At 34.5% G+C, this 21,539-nt stretch carries 18 protein-coding genes; 15 read left to right on the top strand and 3 right to left on the bottom strand.

Translation table 11 applies throughout. The features are described from left to right. The first annotated feature begins 22 nt into the window (after positions 1-22). From MKY65_RS20490 to MKY65_RS20465, 6 genes are all read left to right on the top strand, one after another. On the top strand, positions 23-1,327 hold the full coding sequence (locus MKY65_RS20490) for an O-antigen polymerase (protein WP_339180169.1): 1,305 nt from the start codon (positions 23-25) through the stop codon (positions 1,325-1,327). Continuing rightward, entirely contained in the window at positions 1,324-2,439 is a 1,116-nt protein-coding gene (locus tag MKY65_RS20485; RefSeq protein ID WP_339180167.1) for a glycosyltransferase, read from the top strand. The genes MKY65_RS20490 and MKY65_RS20485 overlap by 4 nt, the downstream gene beginning before the upstream one ends. A gap of 26 nt (positions 2,440-2,465) precedes the next feature. Then, positions 2,466-3,746 (top strand): oligosaccharide flippase family protein, encoded by a 1,281-nt coding sequence (locus MKY65_RS20480; protein ID WP_339180165.1) that lies wholly within the window; start codon positions 2,466-2,468, stop codon positions 3,744-3,746. Between the two features lie 22 nt (positions 3,747-3,768). After that, a complete protein-coding gene (locus MKY65_RS20475; protein WP_339185333.1) occupies positions 3,769-5,115 on the top strand; it encodes a UDP-glucose/GDP-mannose dehydrogenase family protein in 1,347 nt (448 codons plus the stop codon). Next, positions 5,115-6,137 (top strand): GDP-mannose 4,6-dehydratase, encoded by a 1,023-nt coding sequence (locus MKY65_RS20470; RefSeq protein WP_339180164.1) that lies wholly within the window; start codon positions 5,115-5,117, stop codon positions 6,135-6,137. Before MKY65_RS20475 ends, MKY65_RS20470 begins: the two co-directional genes overlap by 1 nt. A gap of 407 nt (positions 6,138-6,544) precedes the next feature. Next, complete coding sequence (locus tag MKY65_RS20465) at positions 6,545-8,299, top strand: AAA family ATPase (protein WP_339185331.1); 1,755 nt, start codon at positions 6,545-6,547, stop codon at positions 8,297-8,299. Positions 8,300-9,600: 1,301 nt separating this feature from the next. Here the strand turns inward: MKY65_RS20465 and MKY65_RS20460 are convergent. Then, positions 9,601-10,632 (bottom strand): hypothetical protein, encoded by a 1,032-nt coding sequence (locus MKY65_RS20460; protein ID WP_339180162.1) that lies wholly within the window; start codon positions 10,630-10,632, stop codon positions 9,601-9,603. A gap of 59 nt (positions 10,633-10,691) precedes the next feature. Next, complete coding sequence (locus tag MKY65_RS20455) at positions 10,692-10,907, bottom strand: helix-turn-helix transcriptional regulator (RefSeq protein WP_339180160.1); 216 nt, start codon at positions 10,905-10,907, stop codon at positions 10,692-10,694. A gap of 343 nt (positions 10,908-11,250) precedes the next feature. On the opposite strand from MKY65_RS20455, the gene MKY65_RS20450 reads away from it, so the two are divergent. The 5 genes from MKY65_RS20450 (at position 11,251) to MKY65_RS20430 (ending at position 15,449) form a co-directional block, all read left to right on the top strand. Beyond that, positions 11,251-12,279, top strand: a complete 1,029-nt coding sequence (locus tag MKY65_RS20450; RefSeq protein WP_339180158.1) for a TRAP transporter substrate-binding protein — start codon at positions 11,251-11,253, stop codon at positions 12,277-12,279. A 45-nt stretch (positions 12,280-12,324) separates the two neighbouring features. Then, positions 12,325-12,795, top strand: a complete 471-nt coding sequence (locus tag MKY65_RS20445; RefSeq protein ID WP_339180155.1) for a TRAP transporter small permease — start codon at positions 12,325-12,327, stop codon at positions 12,793-12,795. Positions 12,796-12,819: 24 nt separating this feature from the next. Further along, positions 12,820-14,097 (top strand): TRAP transporter large permease, encoded by a 1,278-nt coding sequence (locus tag MKY65_RS20440; protein WP_339180152.1) that lies wholly within the window; start codon positions 12,820-12,822, stop codon positions 14,095-14,097. Positions 14,098-14,175: 78 nt separating this feature from the next. Next, complete coding sequence (locus MKY65_RS20435; protein WP_339180150.1) at positions 14,176-15,285, top strand: Xaa-Pro peptidase family protein; 1,110 nt, start codon at positions 14,176-14,178, stop codon at positions 15,283-15,285. 35 nt (positions 15,286-15,320) lie between these two features. Beyond that, on the top strand, positions 15,321-15,449 hold the full coding sequence (locus MKY65_RS20430; RefSeq protein ID WP_339180148.1) for a hypothetical protein: 129 nt from the start codon (positions 15,321-15,323) through the stop codon (positions 15,447-15,449). 1,168 nt (positions 15,450-16,617) lie between these two features. On the opposite strand, the gene MKY65_RS20425 is transcribed toward MKY65_RS20430, so the two are convergent. After that, positions 16,618-18,102 carry an FGGY family carbohydrate kinase gene (locus tag MKY65_RS20425; RefSeq protein ID WP_339180147.1) on the bottom strand — a complete coding sequence of 495 codons (1,485 nt, stop codon included), beginning with the start codon at positions 18,100-18,102 and terminating at the stop codon, positions 16,618-16,620. 616 nt (positions 18,103-18,718) lie between these two features. On the opposite strand from MKY65_RS20425, the gene MKY65_RS20420 reads away from it, so the two are divergent. The 4 genes from MKY65_RS20420 to MKY65_RS20405 all read left to right on the top strand — a co-directional run bounded on the left by MKY65_RS20420 (position 18,719) and on the right by MKY65_RS20405 (position 21,524). After that, the gene (locus MKY65_RS20420; RefSeq protein WP_339180145.1) at positions 18,719-19,063 is read left to right on the top strand and encodes a metalloregulator ArsR/SmtB family transcription factor; all 345 of its coding nucleotides are present in this window, start codon (positions 18,719-18,721) and stop codon (positions 19,061-19,063) included. A 16-nt stretch (positions 19,064-19,079) separates the two neighbouring features. Further along, positions 19,080-20,378: an arsenic transporter gene (locus tag MKY65_RS20415; RefSeq protein ID WP_339180144.1), complete on the top strand. Its 1,299-nt coding sequence runs from the start codon at positions 19,080-19,082 to the stop codon at positions 20,376-20,378. Positions 20,379-20,392: 14 nt separating this feature from the next. Beyond that, complete coding sequence (gene arsC, locus MKY65_RS20410; RefSeq protein ID WP_256705135.1) at positions 20,393-20,812, top strand: arsenate reductase (thioredoxin); 420 nt, start codon at positions 20,393-20,395, stop codon at positions 20,810-20,812. A gap of 478 nt (positions 20,813-21,290) precedes the next feature. Then, on the top strand, positions 21,291-21,524 hold the full coding sequence (locus MKY65_RS20405; RefSeq protein WP_339180142.1) for a hypothetical protein: 234 nt from the start codon (positions 21,291-21,293) through the stop codon (positions 21,522-21,524). The last annotated feature ends 15 nt before the right edge of the window (positions 21,525-21,539 follow it).

The raw sequence follows: 21,539 nt of genomic DNA, 5'->3' as shown, positions 1-21,539 counted from the left end.
ATTAATAAATAAAGGGGGGATTATGATTACTTTTTTACTTTTAATTATACCTATAATATTTATTTTAATATCTAAATTAAAGGTAGGAACGTTTAAAAATCCTACGTCTATTGTTGCTACATGGTGGGGAGGATGGGCTTTTTTATCTTTATTTGGTTTGCTAGGTTTATATATACCAAGTAATGATACTTATTTGTTAATACTTTTATTTATAATCTTTTTCTCAATAGGGAATTTAGTATCTATTAAAAAATATAAGACTGAACAAATAACAATAAATAATGAATTAACAAATATCGCTAAAAAAAAACTTAGTATCTTATATTATTTGCAGTTTATTGTTTTTTTAATACTTATTCCTTATCTTATTAAAGCAATTCCTAACATAATGAGCATGGATTCAAGCACTTATAGACTAGCATTATTTGATAGCGATATTTTATACCAATCCAGTAATGTTCGACTTCTCCTTTTTGACATTATATTGGAGCCATTAATAAATTTAGGAATCTTGTTAGGTATAGTTGGATTTTATCTTAATTATAAAACAAAAAAAATATTATTAATGAGTATTTTAAATGCTATTATTTTTTCAGTGATGACTTTAGGAAGATGGTATTTTTTAAAAATAATTCTCTTCTTAATAATAGGATTTATAATAATAAGTCAATTTAAAAGAATAATACCTAGAAATGTTTTTAAAAAAAATAAAAGGATTTTATTTTTTATCATTCCTATTACGAGTATAGCAATGGTTATTATGAGTTTTATTAGAGCAGGAAAAGAAGAATCTATACTATTTATAGCATATGAGTATTTGATTCGTTATTTTACTGCACCATTTATAGCTTTAGACACTTTTATTCACAATCTGCATATGGGGGAGTTTTATTTTGGTAGGGTAACATTCACTCCGTTGGATACTATATTTGTATATTTTACGCGCCGTTTCGATGATAGTGTAGTGAATATAAGTGAAAGTATCTCCCATTACACCAGGGATTTTATTGATATAGGAAACGGTTATACACATAATGCATTTTATACTTCTATATATAATTTCTACCTTGATGGAGGAATTATAGCATTAATAATAATTTCTTTAGTATTAGGTATTATTGTGGGAGTAACATATAATAAATTTTCTCAAAGACCCAATTTATTCACAGCATCACTTTTGATACTTTTAATATATATTACTGTCATAGCAACTTTAAGATGGGAATTTATTAATTTGTGGCCTATGGTGGTTATTATTTATCTGTTTTTATTAATAACAAAAGTGGGATCAAAAAAAATAAAAAGAGAGGAACATGAAGTAAAGTGACAAAAATATTATATATTGTTTCAACATTAAAAAGTACAGGACCAACCAACCAACTTTATAATATTGTCCGTTATGGTGATAATCAAAATTATAGTTATACTATTTTAACTCTATCACCAGAACCAAATGATAGTAAAATAGATGATTTTAAAAAACTTGGAGTAAGAGTAGATACATTAAACTTATCGAGAGTAAAAGGGGTCATTAAAGGAAAAAAGTTAGTCATTAAGTATGTTAATCAAAATAAACCAGATATAATTCATACACAAGGGATAAGACCAGATACAATGGTCGTTGATATTTTAGATAATTATTCTAAAATATCAACATTACGTAATTATCCATGGGACGATTACCCACTGAAGTTCGGAAAATTTAAAGGATCTATTCTAGCAAGAAGACATTTAAAAACTATAAGTAAATCTAAAAAAATTATAACTTGCTCAAGATCTTTAAAAGAAGAATTTTATAATAAAAACAATTTTGATTTTGAGTATATTCAAAATGGTGTAGATACAGAAAAATACTATTCACCAACAACCGAGGAAACGGAAAATTTAAAAATAAAGTTAGGTGTACCAAAAGATAAAGTCATTTTTATATCTGTAGGTTCCATAATACCTAGGAAGGACCCAATTAACTTAGTTAAAGGGTTTTTAAATAGTGAAGAAAGTAATAAATCTTTATTATATATAATAGGAGAAGGTCCGTTAATCTCTGAATTAAATGGTTTAATAAAGAACCATGACAATGTGATTTTATGTGGAAAGAAAAATAATGTAGCCGATTATTTAAAAGTAGCCGATTATTTTATTTCTACTTCATTGTCAGAAGGTCTTCCTAATACAGTCTTAGAAGCAATGGCTTCAGGATTACCAGTATGTTTATCTGATATATCATCACATACTGAAATATTAGATTATAATAGTGAAGCAGGAATTATTACGCCACTTCAAGATTCTAAAGTACTTTCTTCTAGTATTAATAATATGTTAAAAGCTGACTATAAAAAAATGTCAGCATCTGCACTAGATATTATCAATCAGCATTTGAGTGCTGAAAAAATGTCAAATAAATATCATAATGCTTATTATAAACTCAAAAATAGCTAGTAAATGATTGGAAAAGAGAATGGAAAATGAGAAATAAGTTTTTATTATTAAAAGAAAATTCCTTTGTACGTAATGTATTAATATTGTCAACGGGTACTGCAATGGCTCAAATAATTAGTATGGGATTATCTCCCTTTATAACTAGATTATATGGTCCTGAGCTATATGGTTTAATGGGAACTTTTATAGCTATTGTCAATATGATTTCACCAATAGCTGCTTTAACGTTACCTATTGCAATAGTTCTTCCTAAAAGCGATAAAGTAGCTATAGGAATTATTAAACTATCACTAGTGACGACTATAGCTATATCAGTGGTTATCAGTATAGTACTTCTCTTATTTACTGACTTAATCATAGATACTTTTAATTTACAAGAAATTTCTTCTTTTTTGTATTATATTCCTCTTGTTTTATTTTTAGCAGGATGTCTACAAATAATAGAACAATGGATGATTAGGAAAAAGCAATTTAAAATAAATGCTAAAGCTACTTTACTTCAATCTTTAATCATAAATGGTGGTAAAGTGGGAGTAGGTTATTTTTATCCCTTTGCTTCAGTCCTTATTTTATTTTCAGCAATAACACAAGGATTAAAAGCATTTTTAATGTTTTTATTATCTCGAAGCACTAGGAATTTAAAGAATAAATTAACTTATAAAGGTTCATTAAAGTGGCTATTTAAGTCTTATAAAGATTTTCCGCTTTATCGTGCACCACAAACCCTTATTAATTCCATCTCTGAAGGGTTGCCCATCCTAATGCTAGCTTCATTTTTTGGACCTGCCACAGTAGGTTTTTATAATATTGGCAGGACTGTTTTAAATATGCCAACTCAATTGATAGGTAAGTCAATTGGCGATGTTTTTTATCCAAATATTACAGAAGTAGCTAATAATAAAGGAAATGTTTCAAGGATTTTAATAAAAGCAACGTTTATTTTATTTTCAATTGGTGTTGTACCCTTTGGAATTATTTTGTTATTTGGACCATTTTTGTTTGGTTTTGTATTCGGTGGAGATTGGGTTACCGCTGGAGAATATGCTAGATGGATTGGATTATGGAGTTTTACATCTTTAATTTTACAACCATCTGTTAGATCTTTGCCCGTTTTAAAAGCGCAAAGGTTTCACCTATTATTTACAATAATATCATTATTTATTAGGCTAACTTTATTAACAGTAGCTTATTATTTCTTTCATAAAGATACAATAACGGTTGCAGTTTTTGGAATATCAAGTTCATTATTAAATATTATATTGATTTTTATTACGATTTTATTAAGTAAAAAGATAAATAATAAATAGGAAGTGATTTATAGTGGGTACTATGAAAAGCCTAGCAGTAGCAGGTACAGGCTACGTCGGTCTAGTAACCGGCGTGTGCATGGCAGAAAACGGACATAACGTAACATGTGTTGACATAGACGAACAAAAAGTGAAAACAATGCGAGAAGGAATTTCTCCAATCTATGAAGCTGGATTGGAAGAACTAATGCAAAAAAATATTGAAGCGGGCAGATTACACTTCACTACAGATTATCAAGCTGCTTATAAAGAAGCAGAAGCTGTATTTATTGGGGTAGGTACTCCAGAAAATGAAGATGGTTCAGCTGATTTATCCTTTATTGCTACAGTAGCTAGACAAGTGGCGGAGTCTGTTGAACAGGATTGCCTTGTTGTTGTAAAATCTACCGTACCAGTTGGAACAAACGATAAGGTTGAACAATTTATCAAAGATTTCCTAATTAAAGATGTAAGAGTAGAAGTCGCATCAAACCCTGAATTCCTTGCGCAAGGTTCAGCGGTAAAAGATACATTAGAAGCAGCTCGTATTGTTATTGGAACAGAAAGTGAATGGGCGGAAAAAGTATTAACCGAAATTTACACGCCATTCAGCCTTCCAATTGTGTCTGTAAACCGTCGTTCTGCAGAAATGATTAAATATGCATCGAATGATTTTCTTGCTTTGAAAATCTCTTATATGAACGATATTGCCAACCTTTGTGAGTTAGTTGGTGCAGATATTGAGGATGTTGCTAAAGGGATGAGTTATGATGAGCGTATCGGCAGCAAGTTCTTAAATGCAGGTATTGGCTATGGCGGCTCTTGTTTCCCTAAAGATACCAAAGCATTGGAATATATCGCAAGACAAAATGGCTATGAGTTGAAAACAGTCAAAGCTGCGATTGATATTAATACAGAGCAAAAAATTGCCCTTTATAAAAAAGCAAGCAAACGTTTGATTACTTTTAGCGGCTTAAAAATTGCTGTTTTGGGGCTAACATTCAAACCAGGCACAGACGACTTGCGTGAAGCTCCATCTTTAGAAAACGTACCTCTATTGCTTAAATCAGGTGCAGATATTTATGCGTATGATCCGGTTGGAGATAAGAACTTTGCTAAAGTATATCCTGAAGGTAAACATGAGAGTGGAAGTATCACATATGTAAACAGCCCGGAAGAAGCATTACAAGATGCTAATGTATGCTTTATTTTCACAGAATGGGGAGAAGTGAAAGCAGTAACTCCTGCTCAATATAAAGAACTAATGCGTACACCGCTTGTATTTGACGGCCGTAACCTACATGGTGTAGCAGAAATGAAAAATAGCGGTGTAGAGTATCATTCTGTCGGACGTTCATTAAAAGCAGCTGGACAAGGAGATGAAAGGTAGTGTCAAAGGAGAAAGTATATTTTATTACAGGTGCAGCCGGGTTTATTGGCTATTACCTTTCCAAAAAACTCCTTGATCAAGGTCTGACAGTTGTTGGAATTGATAATGTCAATGATTATTATGATGTGAAGCTAAAAGAGACTCGTCTGAGCTTATTAGAACCATATGAGAACTTTACATTTATTAAAGCAGATATTGCAGATAAAGAAAAAGTCATGAGCTTATTTAAAGAATATAAGCCATCTATCGTCGTTAATCTTGCTGCACAAGCAGGTGTAAGATATTCAATTGAGAACCCAGATGTATATATGCAAAGCAACGTCATTGGTTTCTTCAACATTCTAGAAGCATGCCGTCATTATCCAGTCGATCATTTGATTTATGCATCTTCTAGCTCTGTATATGGAGCAAATAAAAAAGTGCCATTTGAGGAAACAGACTTTGTAGATAATCCAGTATCCCTGTATGCATCTACAAAGAAATCAAATGAATTAATGGCGCATACTTATAGCCATTTATATGGAATTCCAGCTACTGGATTACGTTTCTTCACCGTCTACGGACCAATGGGAAGACCAGATATGGCATATTTCGGATTTACAAACAAATTCTTTAATAATGAGCCGATTCAAATCTTCAACAACGGAGACTTTGAGAATGATTTATATCGTGACTTTACTTATATCGATGATATTGTGGAAGGTATTGAACGATTGGTTAGTCACGCTCCATCCGGAGATAATGGTGAAGTGAAGCATAAAGTATTTAATATAGGAAATAACAGCCCTGAAAGACTAATGACTTTTATTGAAACGCTAGAAAAGTGTATAGGGAAGTCATTAGGGGAAGAGGTCGCGTTCAACAAACAATTTGAACCGATTAAACCAGGTGATGTTCCTGCTACTTATGCATCTACAGATCAACTTCAAGCAGCTGTTGGGTTTAAACCAGAGACTACGATAGAGGAAGGCTTGCAGCAGTTTACGGATTGGTATGTGGAGTATTATGGGTTGAAGGGTTGATTAAAATAGAACCTTAAAGTTCTTATACGCTATTAACATCATTAAAAAGCTACTTTTTTAACATGTTATTTACCACCAAGTAATTAGGCTATTTTAAGATAATTGGTAATCAGGCTTGTTATAGTGGGAAATAACGTGCTGTTTGTAGTATAAGCTGGTTTTGCAGATTTTAATGAAATAATTACGGATTGCTAGGTGATTTAAATGATTACGGGCTTGTTTTTAAGGCACTATAAAACATACCAAGGGTTATATTTTATCCCAATATGTAATGATTATAACAATCAATATTCAGTTTTTGTTGGAAACAACGGGATAGGTAAGAGTTCAATAATGGAAGGATTAAACACTTTTTTCAACAATGGGGAGTGGAATAAAAATAAAAGCGGGAAAAAAATGAAGCCTTCCTGGCTCCTGTTTTTCTTATAGAAAAAAATGACTTCCAAAAGAATTTTTCAGATGAAAAAGTTCAGTTATTTCTCTCTTTTCTAAGTGATTATTTTTGGGACGCTAGTTCTGATATAAATCCCAATTTACAGTCTGATGAATTTAGAAATTTCTTCCAATATAGAGATGAACTAAAGATGAAATATAATCCTGATGACTATTATTTCTTTTTAGTAGGTAAAGAGTATGAAAATAAAAATAAAGTATTCTTTAGTACCTTTACCGCAGATATTCAAAGAAATATTCCCGAAGAAATAGAGGATTTTCAGTATGATGATCTTTTGGATATAATTAAAGATTACTACTCTTACATATATATACCTGTTGAAACGACAACAAGTAGTATACTAAGAATTGAAAATCAAGAGATGCAGGAGCTTATGAGTACAGATATTTTAAACAGTATAGATTCAATATTAAATAGAAAAGAATTTAAGAATGGAAAAAAATCAGTAAGTGTGATTGATTTTTTAAATAATTCTTTAAATGATTATATCGAATCCATAAATAATATAATAGGAGAAATAGAGGATACGTATGCATTTAAGGTTGAAGGAGCATATAAGAAAAACCTTACTTCTTCAGATGTCAGAAAAAAGATATTAGAAGCATATTTTTCAATTAGAACTCTTAAAAAAGATAAAAAAGAAATTTTTGAATTAAGTTCTGGAGAACAAAGGATTGCTTTAATTGACGTAGCAACTGCATTTTTATTAGAAAGCCAAAGTAGAGAGAAAAATATAATTTTGGCAATAGACGAGCCTGAAAATTCTTTGCATATTTCTAATGCTTTTAACCAATTTGATAGACTTCAAAAGTTATCCAATCAAAATCAATTGCTTTTAACTACACATTGGTATGGATCACTTCCAATAACGGATACCGGAACTCTTCAATTTCTTGAAAGAAAAAGAGGAGAAAGAAGGGTAACAATTAGCTCTTTTAATTTAAATAATTACTTTGAAAAAAGAGGAGCTTTACCTGAAGATATAATTATAAAAAGTTATTTTGAACTAACCTCCTCTATTTTAAGCTCGATGAGAGCAGATGAAACAAATTGGATTATATGTGAAGGAAGCGATGATAAATTATATTTAGAGCATTATTTGCAAGAAGTAAATAATCTAAAAATATTTGCAGTTGGCGGCTGTAGAAATGTTGTGAAACTCTATAATTACTTAAGAGTTCCCTTTGCAGAAAAAACTGAACACAAATCACTAAATGGTAAAATATTATGTCTCGTTGATACAGATGATGAGCTTAATATTCTTGATAGTGAAAGTGAGATAAAGCATAAGTTAAAGATTGCTAGAATCCAACTTGATAGAGAAGGTACCACAATCCAACTGAATAAATTAATGAAAAATGGGTATCATAGACCAACAGAAATTGAGGATTGTTTAGAACCCAAAATACTTTATAAAGCAATAGAAAATGCTATTCAAAAATATGGAAGTGCTGAACAAATAGGTGTATTGGAGCATTTTACGTTAAATGAAAATATGAGTGTCTCAGTAGTCAAAGGAGAAAAATCAATCTTTCAACCATTGACAATGGATGGAATAGAGAAAAAGGATTTAATTTATGATTTTATAGATGATCATAGAAATAAATATTTAATTGCAGAAAAATACCTTGAAGAATTAAAAGAAAGTGAATTTGATAATAAACCTCAACTGTTTACTCTTATAGGAAAGTATTTTAGCCAGGTCTAAGTATATTAAGTGGCTGTAGTTACGATTGTTGGGTTTCATACCCTTGCTAAACCAATTATACTTACTATGTAATGAAAAAATAAATATTGCACATCCTATCAAGTAAGTAACAAAAGGTAAAAAAACTATGCAAAAGTCTGATAACTGATATTCTCACGGTAACAGACTTTTTAATCCCTAAATAAATTATTACAGGAGTATCGTGGGTAGCACGGTAAGCAGGAAATAATAAACCGCATTCTACAGCATACTATTGTAAAGTTTTTTCATGAAGGAAACTCTAATCGTCTTTGTAATTGATTATTGCTGAGTACGACGGATGATTTTTTATCACCTGTGCGGTCTTGATTATTGCGGATAAATAGAGCCATCGATTTGTCCGTGTTATCATATTTGAGCAGGTGTGCCATTTAGGCATTATTTATGGCACGCCTGCGATAGTTCTACTACACGGATAAAAGTTATAGTCAATGGTGGTGGACTACTAAATTTGTACTAACTTAGGCACGTATGACTGTCTTTTGATAGTGACTCTCTTACCCGCATTCAGTGGCTCTATTGTCCGCAAACAGTGGCTCAAACCTCCGCACTGCTGGCTCACTCTGTCCGCAATACTCAGATTGAGGAAGATTTGCAACAGTTTACGAATTAGTATGTGGAGTATTATGGGTTGAAAAATGGTTGAGTAGTAGGAACGCCTTTGAGATTCAGTATGAGAAATCTCAAGGGCATCTTTATGTTTGTAATATGAATACATGCTCATGTATTGGAAGGGGTTAGTAAAAGCATAAGTGACAAAAATTGCTTCTATTTTATTTTTACTTCTCTCATGATTATGGTCATTGTATACTTTTTTCCTTATTAAAGAATTTACCACACAGTGTTAACACGTTTACAATATAAAAAATAATCTAAGGTCCTTTATTTGTAACAGTGGAATAAACTAACATCTTCCTCTTACAACTCTTCATTATGATATGATGGACGATGGTTATGATTACTAGTTGATTTATATAATGCTTCCGAATTAGCTACAGATCGTATCAATGCGGAGTTTATTCAACAACAACCAGCTGCATAATTATTAATTTTTAAAAAGAGCAATTATGAAATTCATTGACCTGAAAATGAAAACATATCCATCACCTTGAATTATTGTTAAGTAATATATCGTTTCTCTCTATTTTCAGTTTAACAACAACTTGGAGAATATGTGAAATAATTGAATTGAAAAGAATTTCTGTTATATTTCACTAATAGTTGGTCTTAATTTATCAGGCAATACTACAAATTACCCTTTGTTATTTTATCTTACTTTCCATTATTTCTAAAACTGTTGAAAAAGTTTCGTCTAAGCTTTCGAACATATTTTTACATATGCTAAAAGTCAAATCTTCTTCATCTTGGTATCCAGCTTTTTTTAATTCTTTTTTGCTTATTTCTCCATTATGCATTAATGCATTTCGAAATTGGTATAAGGTATTCATACCCTTATAAAGATTCGGATTAACATCTTCTAAACTCTTTCCAAATATATATTTTAGAATAACATTATAATATGAATCTACAATTTTATTGTTACCAGTTCTGACTAATTTTTTTAGTATGATATCGTTTTCTAGCCCATAAATTTTAGGCATTGTGAGTTGTTTTATGAATGATTCAGAAGCGATTGAACAATAAATAATAAACTCATTAAACTGACTTTCAAATAGGGCTACCTTCGCCTTGTTTAAATGAGTCCTCCATGGATGACCTAAAACACGTAGCTGGTCACACTTGTTTACAATAGATTCATCTATAGAATAAATAGAGCGCCCGATAGCCTCCAACTCTATTTGATAATCATCTAGCGTTTTCCACCAAAATCGAGAGCTTGTTTTTACTTCTTGATTAGCGTTTAAAAACATAAATTGATTTGTTTTCCCTATAGTACTACTTAGTGGATTCATAGGTAGATCCTCTATCCAAAACATTTTTGTGTGTTCATTGAGAGCTTGTAAATATGAGTTTAATTTTTTTCTTAACATTTCAAATATTAACTTTCTATTTTCTTCAGGTACTTCAAGTGTATGATAATAATCATTATTATCATACACTTTATAGTTTCCAGCATCATATAATTCTGTTACAGCTTCTATTTCAATAAACAAACAACTGTTATTCGGGTAATGGGGGTTATAATATTCCTCATAATCTTGTGAATTTGGATAAAAGGTAATATTAAATTGTGAAAATTCATTTGTAGGTTTTAATTTAGCAATAATTTCTTTGCTTTCTTTCATTCTAAGTGTGTACGGTAATTTTATTAATGTAAGAACTTTTAATCCCATATCTTAACTCTGACCTACCTTTTTCTAGTATGAATTATTTTATCTAATGCCATATTCGTTTATTCATCCACCAAATCAATAATCTCTCTAATATCCTCAATATCTAAAGCATCCGCAATCTTTACGATATGTTGAAAATTAATATTTTCTCTTTTATGATTGGATAATTCGCTCAATGTTGCATGTCGAATGTCTGTTAAACGAGATAGTTCTCTTAAGGAAATGTTATTTTTCATAAGCAAATCTTTAATTTTGATAACAATTCTTTTCTCCATTTGGGTGGCCACCTGATAAAAAAGTATTTGACTATATAAAAAAATTAGCATATACTACTTAGAAATGTGGTACTAATAAACGTACCAACGGAGGGGAGGTACATTGTTAGCTATTGATATTTTTATTACAACAAACAGGGGAGGGAGGCTTTAAAAATTAAAATAGATTTTCAACACGAAAATGTAAGCGGTTAATTTGTTGGGTTACCTGAAACTGAATAAGTATGTATTATGAAAAACTTGAAGCTTCTAGTTTTGCAAGCTTTTAAAGCAAGTATCTTCAGAAAGAGAATTCTTATGAGAATGATAGGCATAAAATTCAGAAAAAAGAAGGATGAAACTAATGAAAAATATAAAACATATAGCAATTTTATTATTTTTAGCATTAGTGCTTCTGGTTGGGTGTAATCAATCGAATACTACGGAAAAAGCGGCCGGAGAAAGCGGGGCTGTGAGTATCCAATTAGGTCACCATCACCCGGCAAATAGCCAAGTGGATGAATTAGCGCATAAGGTTGCCGAGTTAGCTGAGGAAAAGAGTGACGGGGATATAGAAATTAGTGTTTACCCAGGCGGACAGCTTGGGGAAGAACTGGAGGCTATTGAAAGCATTAATATGGGTTCCATGGATATGTCTGTTATCTCCCCGGGGTTGATGGATGACTATTCTGATCTTTTTGGTATTGAAACCATGCCGTTTTTATTCGATGACTGGGACCATGCAGACCGTTCGTTAAATGGTGAAGCAGGGGAACTATTGCGTGACAGTTTATTAGAAAGCAGCAATATTCGGGTGATGGGCTATATGCATTTAGGGTTTCGTCATATGATAACGACTGAAAACTACAAGATTGACGGTTTAGACGATATGAAAGGTCTCTCTTTAAGGTCGCCGGAATCATGGGTATGGACACGAATGTTTGAACTGCTGGAATCCAACCCGACACCGGTAACATGGGGAGAGGCGTATACTGCGCTTCAAACTGGTGTAGTGGATGGAATGGAGTCACCAGCTTCGGGCATCATTGATATGAATTTTCATGAAGTAACGGATCATTTATTTCTTTCTCAGCATATGTTCGGAACCATTAGTTTAGTCATTAATGAATCGGTATACGAGAATTTGTCAGACGAACACAGAGATATATTGAACGAGGCAGCGGAAGAAGGAATTAATTATACAAATGAAGAAGTCACACGCCCTGATGATAAAAATGCCATTGTGGAATTGGAAGAGGACTATGGGATGACGGTAACGGAAATAGATGAAATGGACAAGTGGAGAGAGAGAGTAGAGCCGATGTACGATGAATTTAATGAGCGTGTGCCTGCAGCGGAGGAAGTATTTGAAATAATTGAGAAGGAAAGGTAAGTGCAACATATTCTATTCTGTTGAAAAAGGGGTAGGTGACGACGTTTGAGAAAAGGATTCTCCATAATAGATTGGTGGTTTGAAAGTATAACGGTCGCTGCTTTTGTATTAGCTATAGGCATCATGTTTGTGCAAATCATATCCAGATACTTTTTTCAATCTCCTTTTATGTGGGCAGAAGAGATTGCCAGATTATTATTTGTATGGATTGTATACCTTGGTGTTCCGGTTGCGATTAAAAGACATGCAAACATAGCGGTAGATTATTTTATTCAGTATCTGCCGGAAGTTATGAATAAAAGGCTTAAAGTGGTTCTTTACATTGTTGCAGCAGCTTTTTCACTTATCATTTCCTATTTCGGGATGTTAATGATTCTTGAAAATATGCATATGACGATTCGCACATTGCCCATTTCACAAGCGGTATGGTATCTTCCTATCGTTTTAGGCTTTTTGATGATGGCGATTAATTTTATCCGTGTCATTCCAGATATACTAACAGGTCAAGATGAATGATAACCAGTAAAGGCGGTTGAAGTGATGACATTACTTGTCTTATTTAGCATTTTTGTCTTATTCATGTTTTTAGGAATGCCCGTAGCTTTTGCGATGGGGATCGCAAGCTTGGCTGCATTAATTGGCACGATGGATGTTCCTTTATTAATTGTCCCGCAGCGCCTGTTTGCATCTGTTAATTCCTTTACATTAATGGCTGTTCCCTTTTTTATTCTTGCTGGATATCTAATGAATTCAAGTGGGATAACGAAGCGGCTTGTTAATTTTGCCCGTACGCTCGTTGGGCATCTGACAGGCGGATTAGCCCAAACAAACGTATTAACAAGTATGTTCTTTGCAGGTATTTCAGGTTCTGCCTCTGCGGATGCGGCAGCGCTTGGTTCCACCTTGATTCCAGCAATGAAACGGGACGGTTACAGTGCTTCATTCAGTGCGGCTGTAACAGCAGCATCCGCTACCATTGGGCCGATTATTCCACCAAGTATCGTTTTAGTGATATACGGTTCCATGACGGAGCTGTCTATTGGTGAGCTATTCGTGGCAGGTATTATACCGGGCGTGTTAATTGGTATTGCTCAAATGGTGATTGTTTACATCTATGCAAAAAAGCGAAATTACAAAAGTGAAAATAAAGTTCCTTTTTCCGAGGTCATTCAGAAGCTGAAAGAAGCTTTTTGGGCTTTAATTGCTCCGATTGTCATCTTAGGCGGGATTCTTAGCGGTATCTTTACTGCTACAGAAGCTGGGGTGATTGCATGTGTCTATTGTTTTATTATTGGAGCATTTGTGTATAAGGAAATCCGAATAAAAGATATACGAAAAATTTTCCTGGATGCTACCGTGATGACTTCCGTGCCAATCATTATTTTAGGAGTAGCCTCCATTTTCGGATGGATTTTAGCAAACCAGCAATTTTCAAGTACGATTGTCAATTGGATTTCCAATGTAACAAGCAATCCCAATATTATCTTATTAATTGTGATTTTGCTGTTGTTACTCGTCGGATTGTTTATTGAAGCAATGGCAGCAATGATTATCTTTATCCCGGTATTAACACCGCTTGTTACTACATTCGGGTGGGACCCCATTCATTTTGGGCTGATTTTTGTAGTCACCATGCTGATTGGAACAGTCACACCGCCGGTAGGGATTCAGCTCTACATCGCAGCCTCTATTGCAAAAGTTCGCGTTTCAAAAATCAATGAAATTTGGGCGTTTGTTCTAGCGATGATTATTATTTTACTGCTTATCGCGTATATCCCGCCGCTCACGATATTTTTGCCGAATTTACTGCTTTCTTAGAAGGCTGTTGTTACAAATTGTGTACGAAATAGTAAATCAACATATGGCATAACGCCAATAACCTTTAGGAGGAAGAAAATGAATACGAAAAAACTTAATGAATTGATGGATCATTCCAACGTTGAAGCAGTCATTGGTTTATCGCCGGAAAACGTATTATATTCTTCAGGTGCAAATATTATTACACAGCAGATGCTTAGAGAACGGTTAGCTTTAACGGTATTTCCCCGTTCTGGGAAACCTGCTTTGATTGTCTGTGGAATTGAAGAGAGCTTAGCGTCCAAAGAATCTTGGATAGAGGATATTCGTGTTTATGTGGAGTTTCAGGAATCACCCATTGATACTTTGGTGGAAGTTCTAAAAGAGAATCAGCTTAAAAAAGCTCGAATTGCGATTGAAGTGGATTACTTAACCCACAGATATGCAGAAGAACTGAAGCAAAAGCTTCCTAATGTGGAGATAGTTGCAGCAGAGCCTATTTTTAATCAGCTGCGTGCGATAAAAAGCGAGGAAGAAGTGGAGATTTTAAGACATGCATCTACCGTTACAACCAATGTGATGATGGAAGCTTTTCATGAAGCTTCTCCAGGTATAACAGAGAAGGAGCTTGCTGCGAATATGATTACCAAGCTGATTGCACAAGGAGCAGACAAGCATGAATTTTTAGTCATAGGGACAGGAGAAAGAAGCCAGATCATTCATCCTTTAGCAGAGGATACCCCGATTGAATCAGGCCATGTGCTTAAAGTTGATTTTGGAGGAAAGTTTAAGGGATATTATTCAGACGTTGCCAGAACGGTATTGGTAGGCGAATCAACACCGCGACAGGAGTATGTATTAAGCCATTTAGCAGAAATTCATCAAGAAATTATTCATTTGGTTAAGCCGGGAGTATATTTCCGGGATCTATATATTACATGTAAAGATTTATTTCAAAAGAAAAACCTTCCTTTTTTCATGCCGCATATCGGGCATAACATGGGGATTGTATTACATGAGGAACCGGTAATTAGCCCGGTAAATACGGAGGCGCTGGAGGAAAATATGGTCATTAATATTGAACCGATTTGTATCGATGATGAATCCAAATCGGGGTATCATTTGGAAGACTTGGTGCGAGTTGGGAAGGAAGGGCCGGATATTCTTACGGGTTCGGCGTTGACGGAGCATCCGTTGCGGATTAGTTGAGGGGATAGGTGAAGTGAGTTATTGTGGGGAGAGCTGTGAGTGTAGATGCTGCAGTTGCCTGGCTATTAAGAATCTTAATACTATCATTTGTGCTGGAGAACAGGGAGTTTAAAGACATGAAGTATGAAGAGGAAGTAATAGGGGAAATTGTGATGTTAGTCTAATAATTGGACATACCAAATGGGGATTTTTATACTAAATATAATAATCTTTAGGAGTGTCCAGGTTGGTAAAACGATATGATAAAGAATTAAAGTATATGCAGTAAAATTGGTAGTGGAAGATGGAAGAAAAGCAACCGAAGTGGCAAGAGAATTAGACTTAGTACCCCAGACGCTGCACAAATGGGTAGCCAGGTACAAGGAAGAATAAGAGGATAGTTTTGTAGGAAGCGGAAACCACAGTCCCAAAGATCAAGTGGAATATGAAAAAGATAAGCGAATCCGTGATTTGGAAGAGGAGGTAGCTATCTTAAAAAAGGCAATGGGCATCTTCGCCAAAAAGTAGAGGTAATCTATGCATTTATCCATAAACACCGCCACGAATTTCGTGTCGAGAAGATGTGCCAAGTATGAGGTGTTTCCAAGAGCGGCTATTATGAGTGGAGAAATCGTCCTGTCAGCGATCGAGCTAACCGTAAACAAAAACTGACCGCCTGAATAAAACGTGTATTTATTGAGTCAAAAAAAAGATATGGAAGTCCTAAAATCACGCAGGTTTTACGTAGTGAAGGGACACCTGTTTCCCAAAAAACAGTGTCTCGTATTATGAAGGAAAATGGCTTGCATTCGAAAACGGTGAAGAAATATAAAGCGACAACGAATTCCAAGCATTCGCACCCTGTCTATCCGAATTTACTAAACGATTGGATTTATATCACCAATAGCGTATGAGAAAATGTATCTGCGTAAGATAGCTTCATAGAAAACGTCATTAGTCTCCGTGTTAAAGGAAGGGGCGTACTTTCCCCTTCCTTTAACACAGAGGGGAGCAAGCGGAGCGCGGTAGGAAATTTAAAAATTCACCATTTCTATTGTCCAATTATTGACATAGATCCAATCTTTATAGATAAACATATATTTGAAAGCGGGAAATAATAAACCGCATTCTATTATAATGGAACTACCTCTATACTTGATTTAACCAGTAACAGGAGGTAGTTTTTTCATGAAATAAAACTAGATTGTTCCCACTTAGCAAATCAAATAATTCATTTAAGTTCAAAGCGATTACAATCCAAGATGACAGCATGTAATATAAAATTTATCCAAGTACTAATTTCTGATGGAAAAGATTGACCTAAACAACCACAAAATAATCTCAAAAGCACACCTACATATATACAGTCTGCAGCGCAGGATGTAACTTCTTAAAAGTTTCATATTGCGCTGCATAAACTTCCACTCTTTCTCGATTCGGCGTATAATCTTTACTCGGGATGTTTCTAACAAACGTATTAACAAATTGCTGATAAGATTCACACCATTCCAGCTCGATAAAAGCTGTAGAAGCCACCCCAATAGATGGCAGATACGCACTGTTTAACGGAACTCGAATCGGGTGATTCATAATATCTGTCATCATTTGACACCAGTTATTGCTCTTTGAGACGCCGCCAATTAATGTAATCGTGCGTTGGTCCTTTAACTCATACATTTCTAATGTTTGTTTTAAGGAGAAAGTGACACCCTCCAGGGCTGCTCGTGCTAGATCTTTCCTCTCTGTATGCGGGGTAATTCCCCAATAGGCTCCTTTAGCGTTTGGATCAATCATTGGGTTCCGTTCCCCGTTCAAATAAGGCAAAAATAATACACCGCCGCTGCCTGGTTCCGTTTGTTCGATTAGCGTTTCAAATGTTTCATATTTATGTGCAACATGATGGTCAATATACAATTGAGATGCCCACTGGTGAACATTCCCCACATTAAGTAATGGTGCAACCGATATACGATGTGATTTTTCTACAAAAGCCAGATTAAAATGACTTTCTGATAGGGAGTCTAACTGTCCTTTATTTTTTTCTACAATGGCTAGCCAGCCGGTTGTCCCCATATAAAAATAACAATCATTTTCATGAACTGCCCCGGCTCCGAGGGTGGTTGCTCCCGCATCTCCTGTTCCATTGATGACAATAGTAGATGTCGAAAATCCGGTGAGTTTACTAGCTTCTTCGGTGATTGTTCCTGCGACACGATCTGCTTCTAGTAATGCAGGCAATTTATCTTCATCCACCCTGCAAGTTTGATAGATTGTCTCGTTCCAGGTGCGATTTTTAAGATCCATCATTCCCGTAGTTGCTGCAGTGATTGGATCGGTGACTGCTTCTCGAGTCAATTTATAAATAACATAGTCCTTTGAACTAAATACAAATTTCGTTGTATTCTCATACTGGTCAGGGGAATGTTTTTCCAGCCATTTTATTTTTGCCAGTGGTGTGGAGGCACTGACATTATTACCCGTATAACTGCGAATTTCCGGACACTGCTTCGTTATCCATTCCGCTTCTTTTCCAGCTCTCATGTCAGAGTATAAAATAGCGCGATACGCATCCGCTTCACTAATGGAAATGACATCTTCCATTTGACCGGAAAACGTTATTGCCCGAACAGATTCAGGAGAAATGCCGTTTTTCCACCAACGCGATGCAATCTGGATGACCGCTTCCCACCAATCTGATGGTTGTTGTTCGATCATTCCTTCTTCGGAGACCAATGTTGTTAACTCAACCGAATGTTCTTCCATAAGCTGTACGTCTTTATCCACCAAAATTCCTTTTACTGCGGTTGTTCCGATATCAAAAACAGCTACGTATGTCATATTACCCCTACTTTTTCTATGATTGTTTTTATTCTTCAATAAATTGATATTATGCCGCTTCCTCTGCTAAAGCTACAAGCCGGACGAATTCACTGCCCGCAACTGTCCCATCATGACCTTGCTGTAGAATACTTCTTAGATTATAAAGCTGCATGCAAATATGTATGAGACTATTATACATGATTTTTTTAATGATTAATTGTCAGAAGACTCTGGAGTTATATTCGTAGAGAGCGGTCAAAGAATAATTGATTCTTGAATATTGTGTTATGTAGGCAAGTGAAAGGGTGGAGCGTCTTAAATTATGCAATTGCAGAACTAGTAATAGGTTGAGCGGTACTTGAATGTAGGAGTTACTTATACACTCAAATTTTTGATTGGGGGAGTCTATTCATTTATACTTCAGCAGCAATAAGCTACTACATATCTTTACTTTATTCTGAAGGCGTGGTTAAAAGATTAGAGGATAGATATTCCTAAAATAAATTGAAGAGAGCAGGTCATAGGGAATTCCTGTACGGACATTCAGCAACTGTGGAAAAAAATGTTCTTATTGCATATATAAGTGAATAGTTATATAATTATATAACATTAGGGAAGCGAAAGGGGAATCGAGATGCTGCAAACAACAATCAGCATGGAGAAGGCTGCCGGGATCTTAAAATTACTTGGTGATAAAACAAGGCTGACTATGTTGAAATTAATGAATGAACAGACTTGTTGTGTTTGTGAGTTCGTTGAAATATTTCAATCGAGCCAACCGTCCATTAGCCAACATTTACGCAAACTGAAAGATTTGGGGTTAGTGAATGAAGAAAGAAAAGGACAATGGATATTTTATTCGGTTAATAGTAAGAGTGAGTATTATTCATTCCTCGAACCAATTTTGGAACAATTACCGGATCAAGATGATAAATTAAAACAATTGGAAGAAAAAGGAATACGTATTTCTTGCTGTTAGGTTTGGAGGTCTTATTTTGTCAGCAACACTTCTACTCGCCATTTTAATATTTGTATTAACCCTCGTCCTGGTCATTTGGCAGCCGAAGAATTTAAATATCGGCTGGTCTGCCATGGGAGGAGCTGTTATTGCTTTACTCGCAGGAGTAGTGGGATTTAGTGATGTACTTGAAGTTATTGGCATCACATGGAATGCAACATTATCATTTGTCGCCATTATTCTTATTTCATTAGTATTAGATGAGATTGGATTGTTTGAATGGGCAGCATTACATATGGCACGCATTGCAAAAGGACATGGAATCAGGATGTTTGTCTATATTAGCATTTTGGGTGCGATTGTCGCAGCTTTATTTGCGAATGATGGTGCAGCACTTATTCTAACACCGATTGTGCTTGCAATGGTACGTCATTTGAATTTTAAAGAAAAAATGATTTTTCCATTTATCATGGCAAGTGGTTTTATCGCTGATACAACATCCCTGCCGTTTATTGTCAGTAACTTAGTTAATATCGTTTCAGCCGATTTTTTTGATATTGGATTTGTCGAATATGCTTCAAGAATGGTTATTCCAAACCTATTTTCTTTAATCGCAACGATTTCGGTATTATTAATTTATTTCAGAAAAAACATCCCTAAAAATTATGATGTATCGAAATTGAGAACACCAAGTGAGGCGATTAAGGACTTAAAAATGTTTCGTCTATCCTGGTTTGTACTTGGTTTATTAGTAATTGGGTACTTTACGAGTGAATTTATCCATGTACCTGTTTCCGTTATTGCTGGGATTATTGCGATTTCCTTTATCATCATGGCAAGACGCAGTGCTGCAGTTAATACAAAAGAAGTGATGAAAGGTGCACCATGGAATATTGTATTCTTCTCCATTGGAATGTACGTAGTGGTCTATGGACTCGGTAATGCTGGGCTTACTTCTGCACTTGCAAGTATTATTCAAACAGTGGCTAATCAAGGATTGTTTGTTGCAACGGTTGGTATGGGATTTATTGCAGCCTTTCTGTCATCCATCATGAATAATATGCCTACCGTAATGATTGACGCTTTAGCCATTGCGGAAACCAATACATCCGGTGTGTTACGAGAAGCACTTATTTATGCGAATGTAGTCGGTTCTGATTTAGGACCCAAAATTACACCGATTGGTTCTTTAGCAACATTAGTATGGTTATATGTCTTATCACAAAAAGGGGTTAAAATCTCATGGGGAACTTATTTTAAAACAGGTATTATTTTAACACTTCCTATCTTATTGATTACATTAGCAGGTTTATATTTAACATTGATTCTATTTTAAAAAGGAGAATGATTATGTCTAAAAAAACAATTTATTTCTTATGTACTGGAAACTCTTGCAGAAGTCAGATGGCTGAAGGCTGGGCGAAAAAACATCTTGGAGATGCTTGGGAAGTGAAAAGTGCGGGCATTGAGGCACATGGCTTAAATCCAAATGCAGTAAAAGCAATGCAAGAGGTCAATATTGATATTTCTAACCAAACATCCGATATGATTGATTCGGAAATCTTAAATAATGCGGACTTTGTCGTCACTTTATGCGGTGATGCTGCGGATAAATGTCCAATGACACCGCCACAAGTGAAACGTGATCATTGGGGTTTTGATGATCCAGCCAAAGCTCAAGGAAATGAAGAGGAAAAATGGGCTGTATTCCAAAACGTCCGTGATCAAATAGGAGAAAGAATTAAACGTTTTTCGGAAACAGGAGAATAAAATTATAATATCTACGAAAATAAAAGATATTTCTATTGTTGGGTTTGATGATCAAGAAATTATTTCTGCTCATTAACATCCTCGATTGACTTCGGTTGAGCTACCGCACATGAATTAGGTGTGCGGGGAGTTAAAGAATTATTAAAAATAACTAGTAACCACGATTTAGAAATATATAAACACCAACTATGGCGAGGCATTCCATAAAACAATTATGACCAATATATTTTTTTCTAATATAATTGAAATACTTAATCAATCAACGAAGATATAGTATATAAGACAGACACATCATTTAAAGATAAATTTCTCGCTTTTTACGACTAAAAATAATAATGGTAATTACTTGTCTTGGAAGAAAAATGTGTTATCTACTATTAGCTTTGTCCAATCTCCTTTCCTGAAATTACGTATATTGAATACGAAAGGAGTGATAAAGCTATGTGTTATAATTATAATCCATGTAAAAAGAAACACGATGACCATTGTAAGTGCCGCTGTCACAAGAAGAAAGAGTGTCATCATGATTGGTATTGGGGAAATGATTACTATGGTAATCAAGACCATGATAGATGCCGAAAAGATAAACGTTATGATAACCGAGACTATGATAGATATCAAGGAAATTACTATCATAGTAAACGATGTAAGAAAAAATTCTGTTATTGCTGTAACAGGTATTATTAAAAATAAACAGTTGTGGCCCCTCTAAAAGTTATCATTTTAA

The organism is Oceanobacillus sp. FSL W7-1293, from assembly GCF_037969815.1.
Classification (GTDB): domain Bacteria; phylum Bacillota; class Bacilli; order Bacillales; family Amphibacillaceae; genus Oceanobacillus; species Oceanobacillus oncorhynchi.
This window is presented reverse-complemented; position numbering and strand designations above follow the sequence as displayed.

What these genes read in the sequence shown, in the direction of transcription:
- MKY65_RS20490 (WP_339180169.1), top strand. Translation starts at nt 23, where the DNA reads ATGATTACTTTTTTACTTTTAATTATACCTATAATATTTATTTTAATA.
- MKY65_RS20480 (WP_339180165.1), top strand. Translation starts at nt 2,466, where the DNA reads ATGAGAAATAAGTTTTTATTATTAAAAGAAAATTCCTTTGTACGTAAT.
- MKY65_RS20475 (WP_339185333.1), top strand. Translation starts at nt 3,769, where the DNA reads ATGAAAAGCCTAGCAGTAGCAGGTACAGGCTACGTCGGTCTAGTAACC.
- MKY65_RS20460 (WP_339180162.1), bottom strand. Translation starts at nt 10,632, where the DNA reads ATGGGATTAAAAGTTCTTACATTAATAAAATTACCGTACACACTTAGA.
- MKY65_RS20455 (WP_339180160.1), bottom strand. Translation starts at nt 10,907, where the DNA reads ATGGAGAAAAGAATTGTTATCAAAATTAAAGATTTGCTTATGAAAAAT.
- MKY65_RS20450 (WP_339180158.1), top strand. Translation starts at nt 11,251, where the DNA reads ATGAAAAATATAAAACATATAGCAATTTTATTATTTTTAGCATTAGTG.
- MKY65_RS20440 (WP_339180152.1), top strand. Translation starts at nt 12,820, where the DNA reads ATGACATTACTTGTCTTATTTAGCATTTTTGTCTTATTCATGTTTTTA.
- MKY65_RS20435 (WP_339180150.1), top strand. Translation starts at nt 14,176, where the DNA reads ATGAATACGAAAAAACTTAATGAATTGATGGATCATTCCAACGTTGAA.
- MKY65_RS20425 (WP_339180147.1), bottom strand. Translation starts at nt 18,102, where the DNA reads ATGACATACGTAGCTGTTTTTGATATCGGAACAACCGCAGTAAAAGGA.
- MKY65_RS20420 (WP_339180145.1), top strand. Translation starts at nt 18,719, where the DNA reads ATGCTGCAAACAACAATCAGCATGGAGAAGGCTGCCGGGATCTTAAAA.
- arsC (WP_256705135.1), top strand. Translation starts at nt 20,393, where the DNA reads ATGTCTAAAAAAACAATTTATTTCTTATGTACTGGAAACTCTTGCAGA.
- MKY65_RS20405 (WP_339180142.1), top strand. Translation starts at nt 21,291, where the DNA reads ATGACCATTGTAAGTGCCGCTGTCACAAGAAGAAAGAGTGTCATCATG.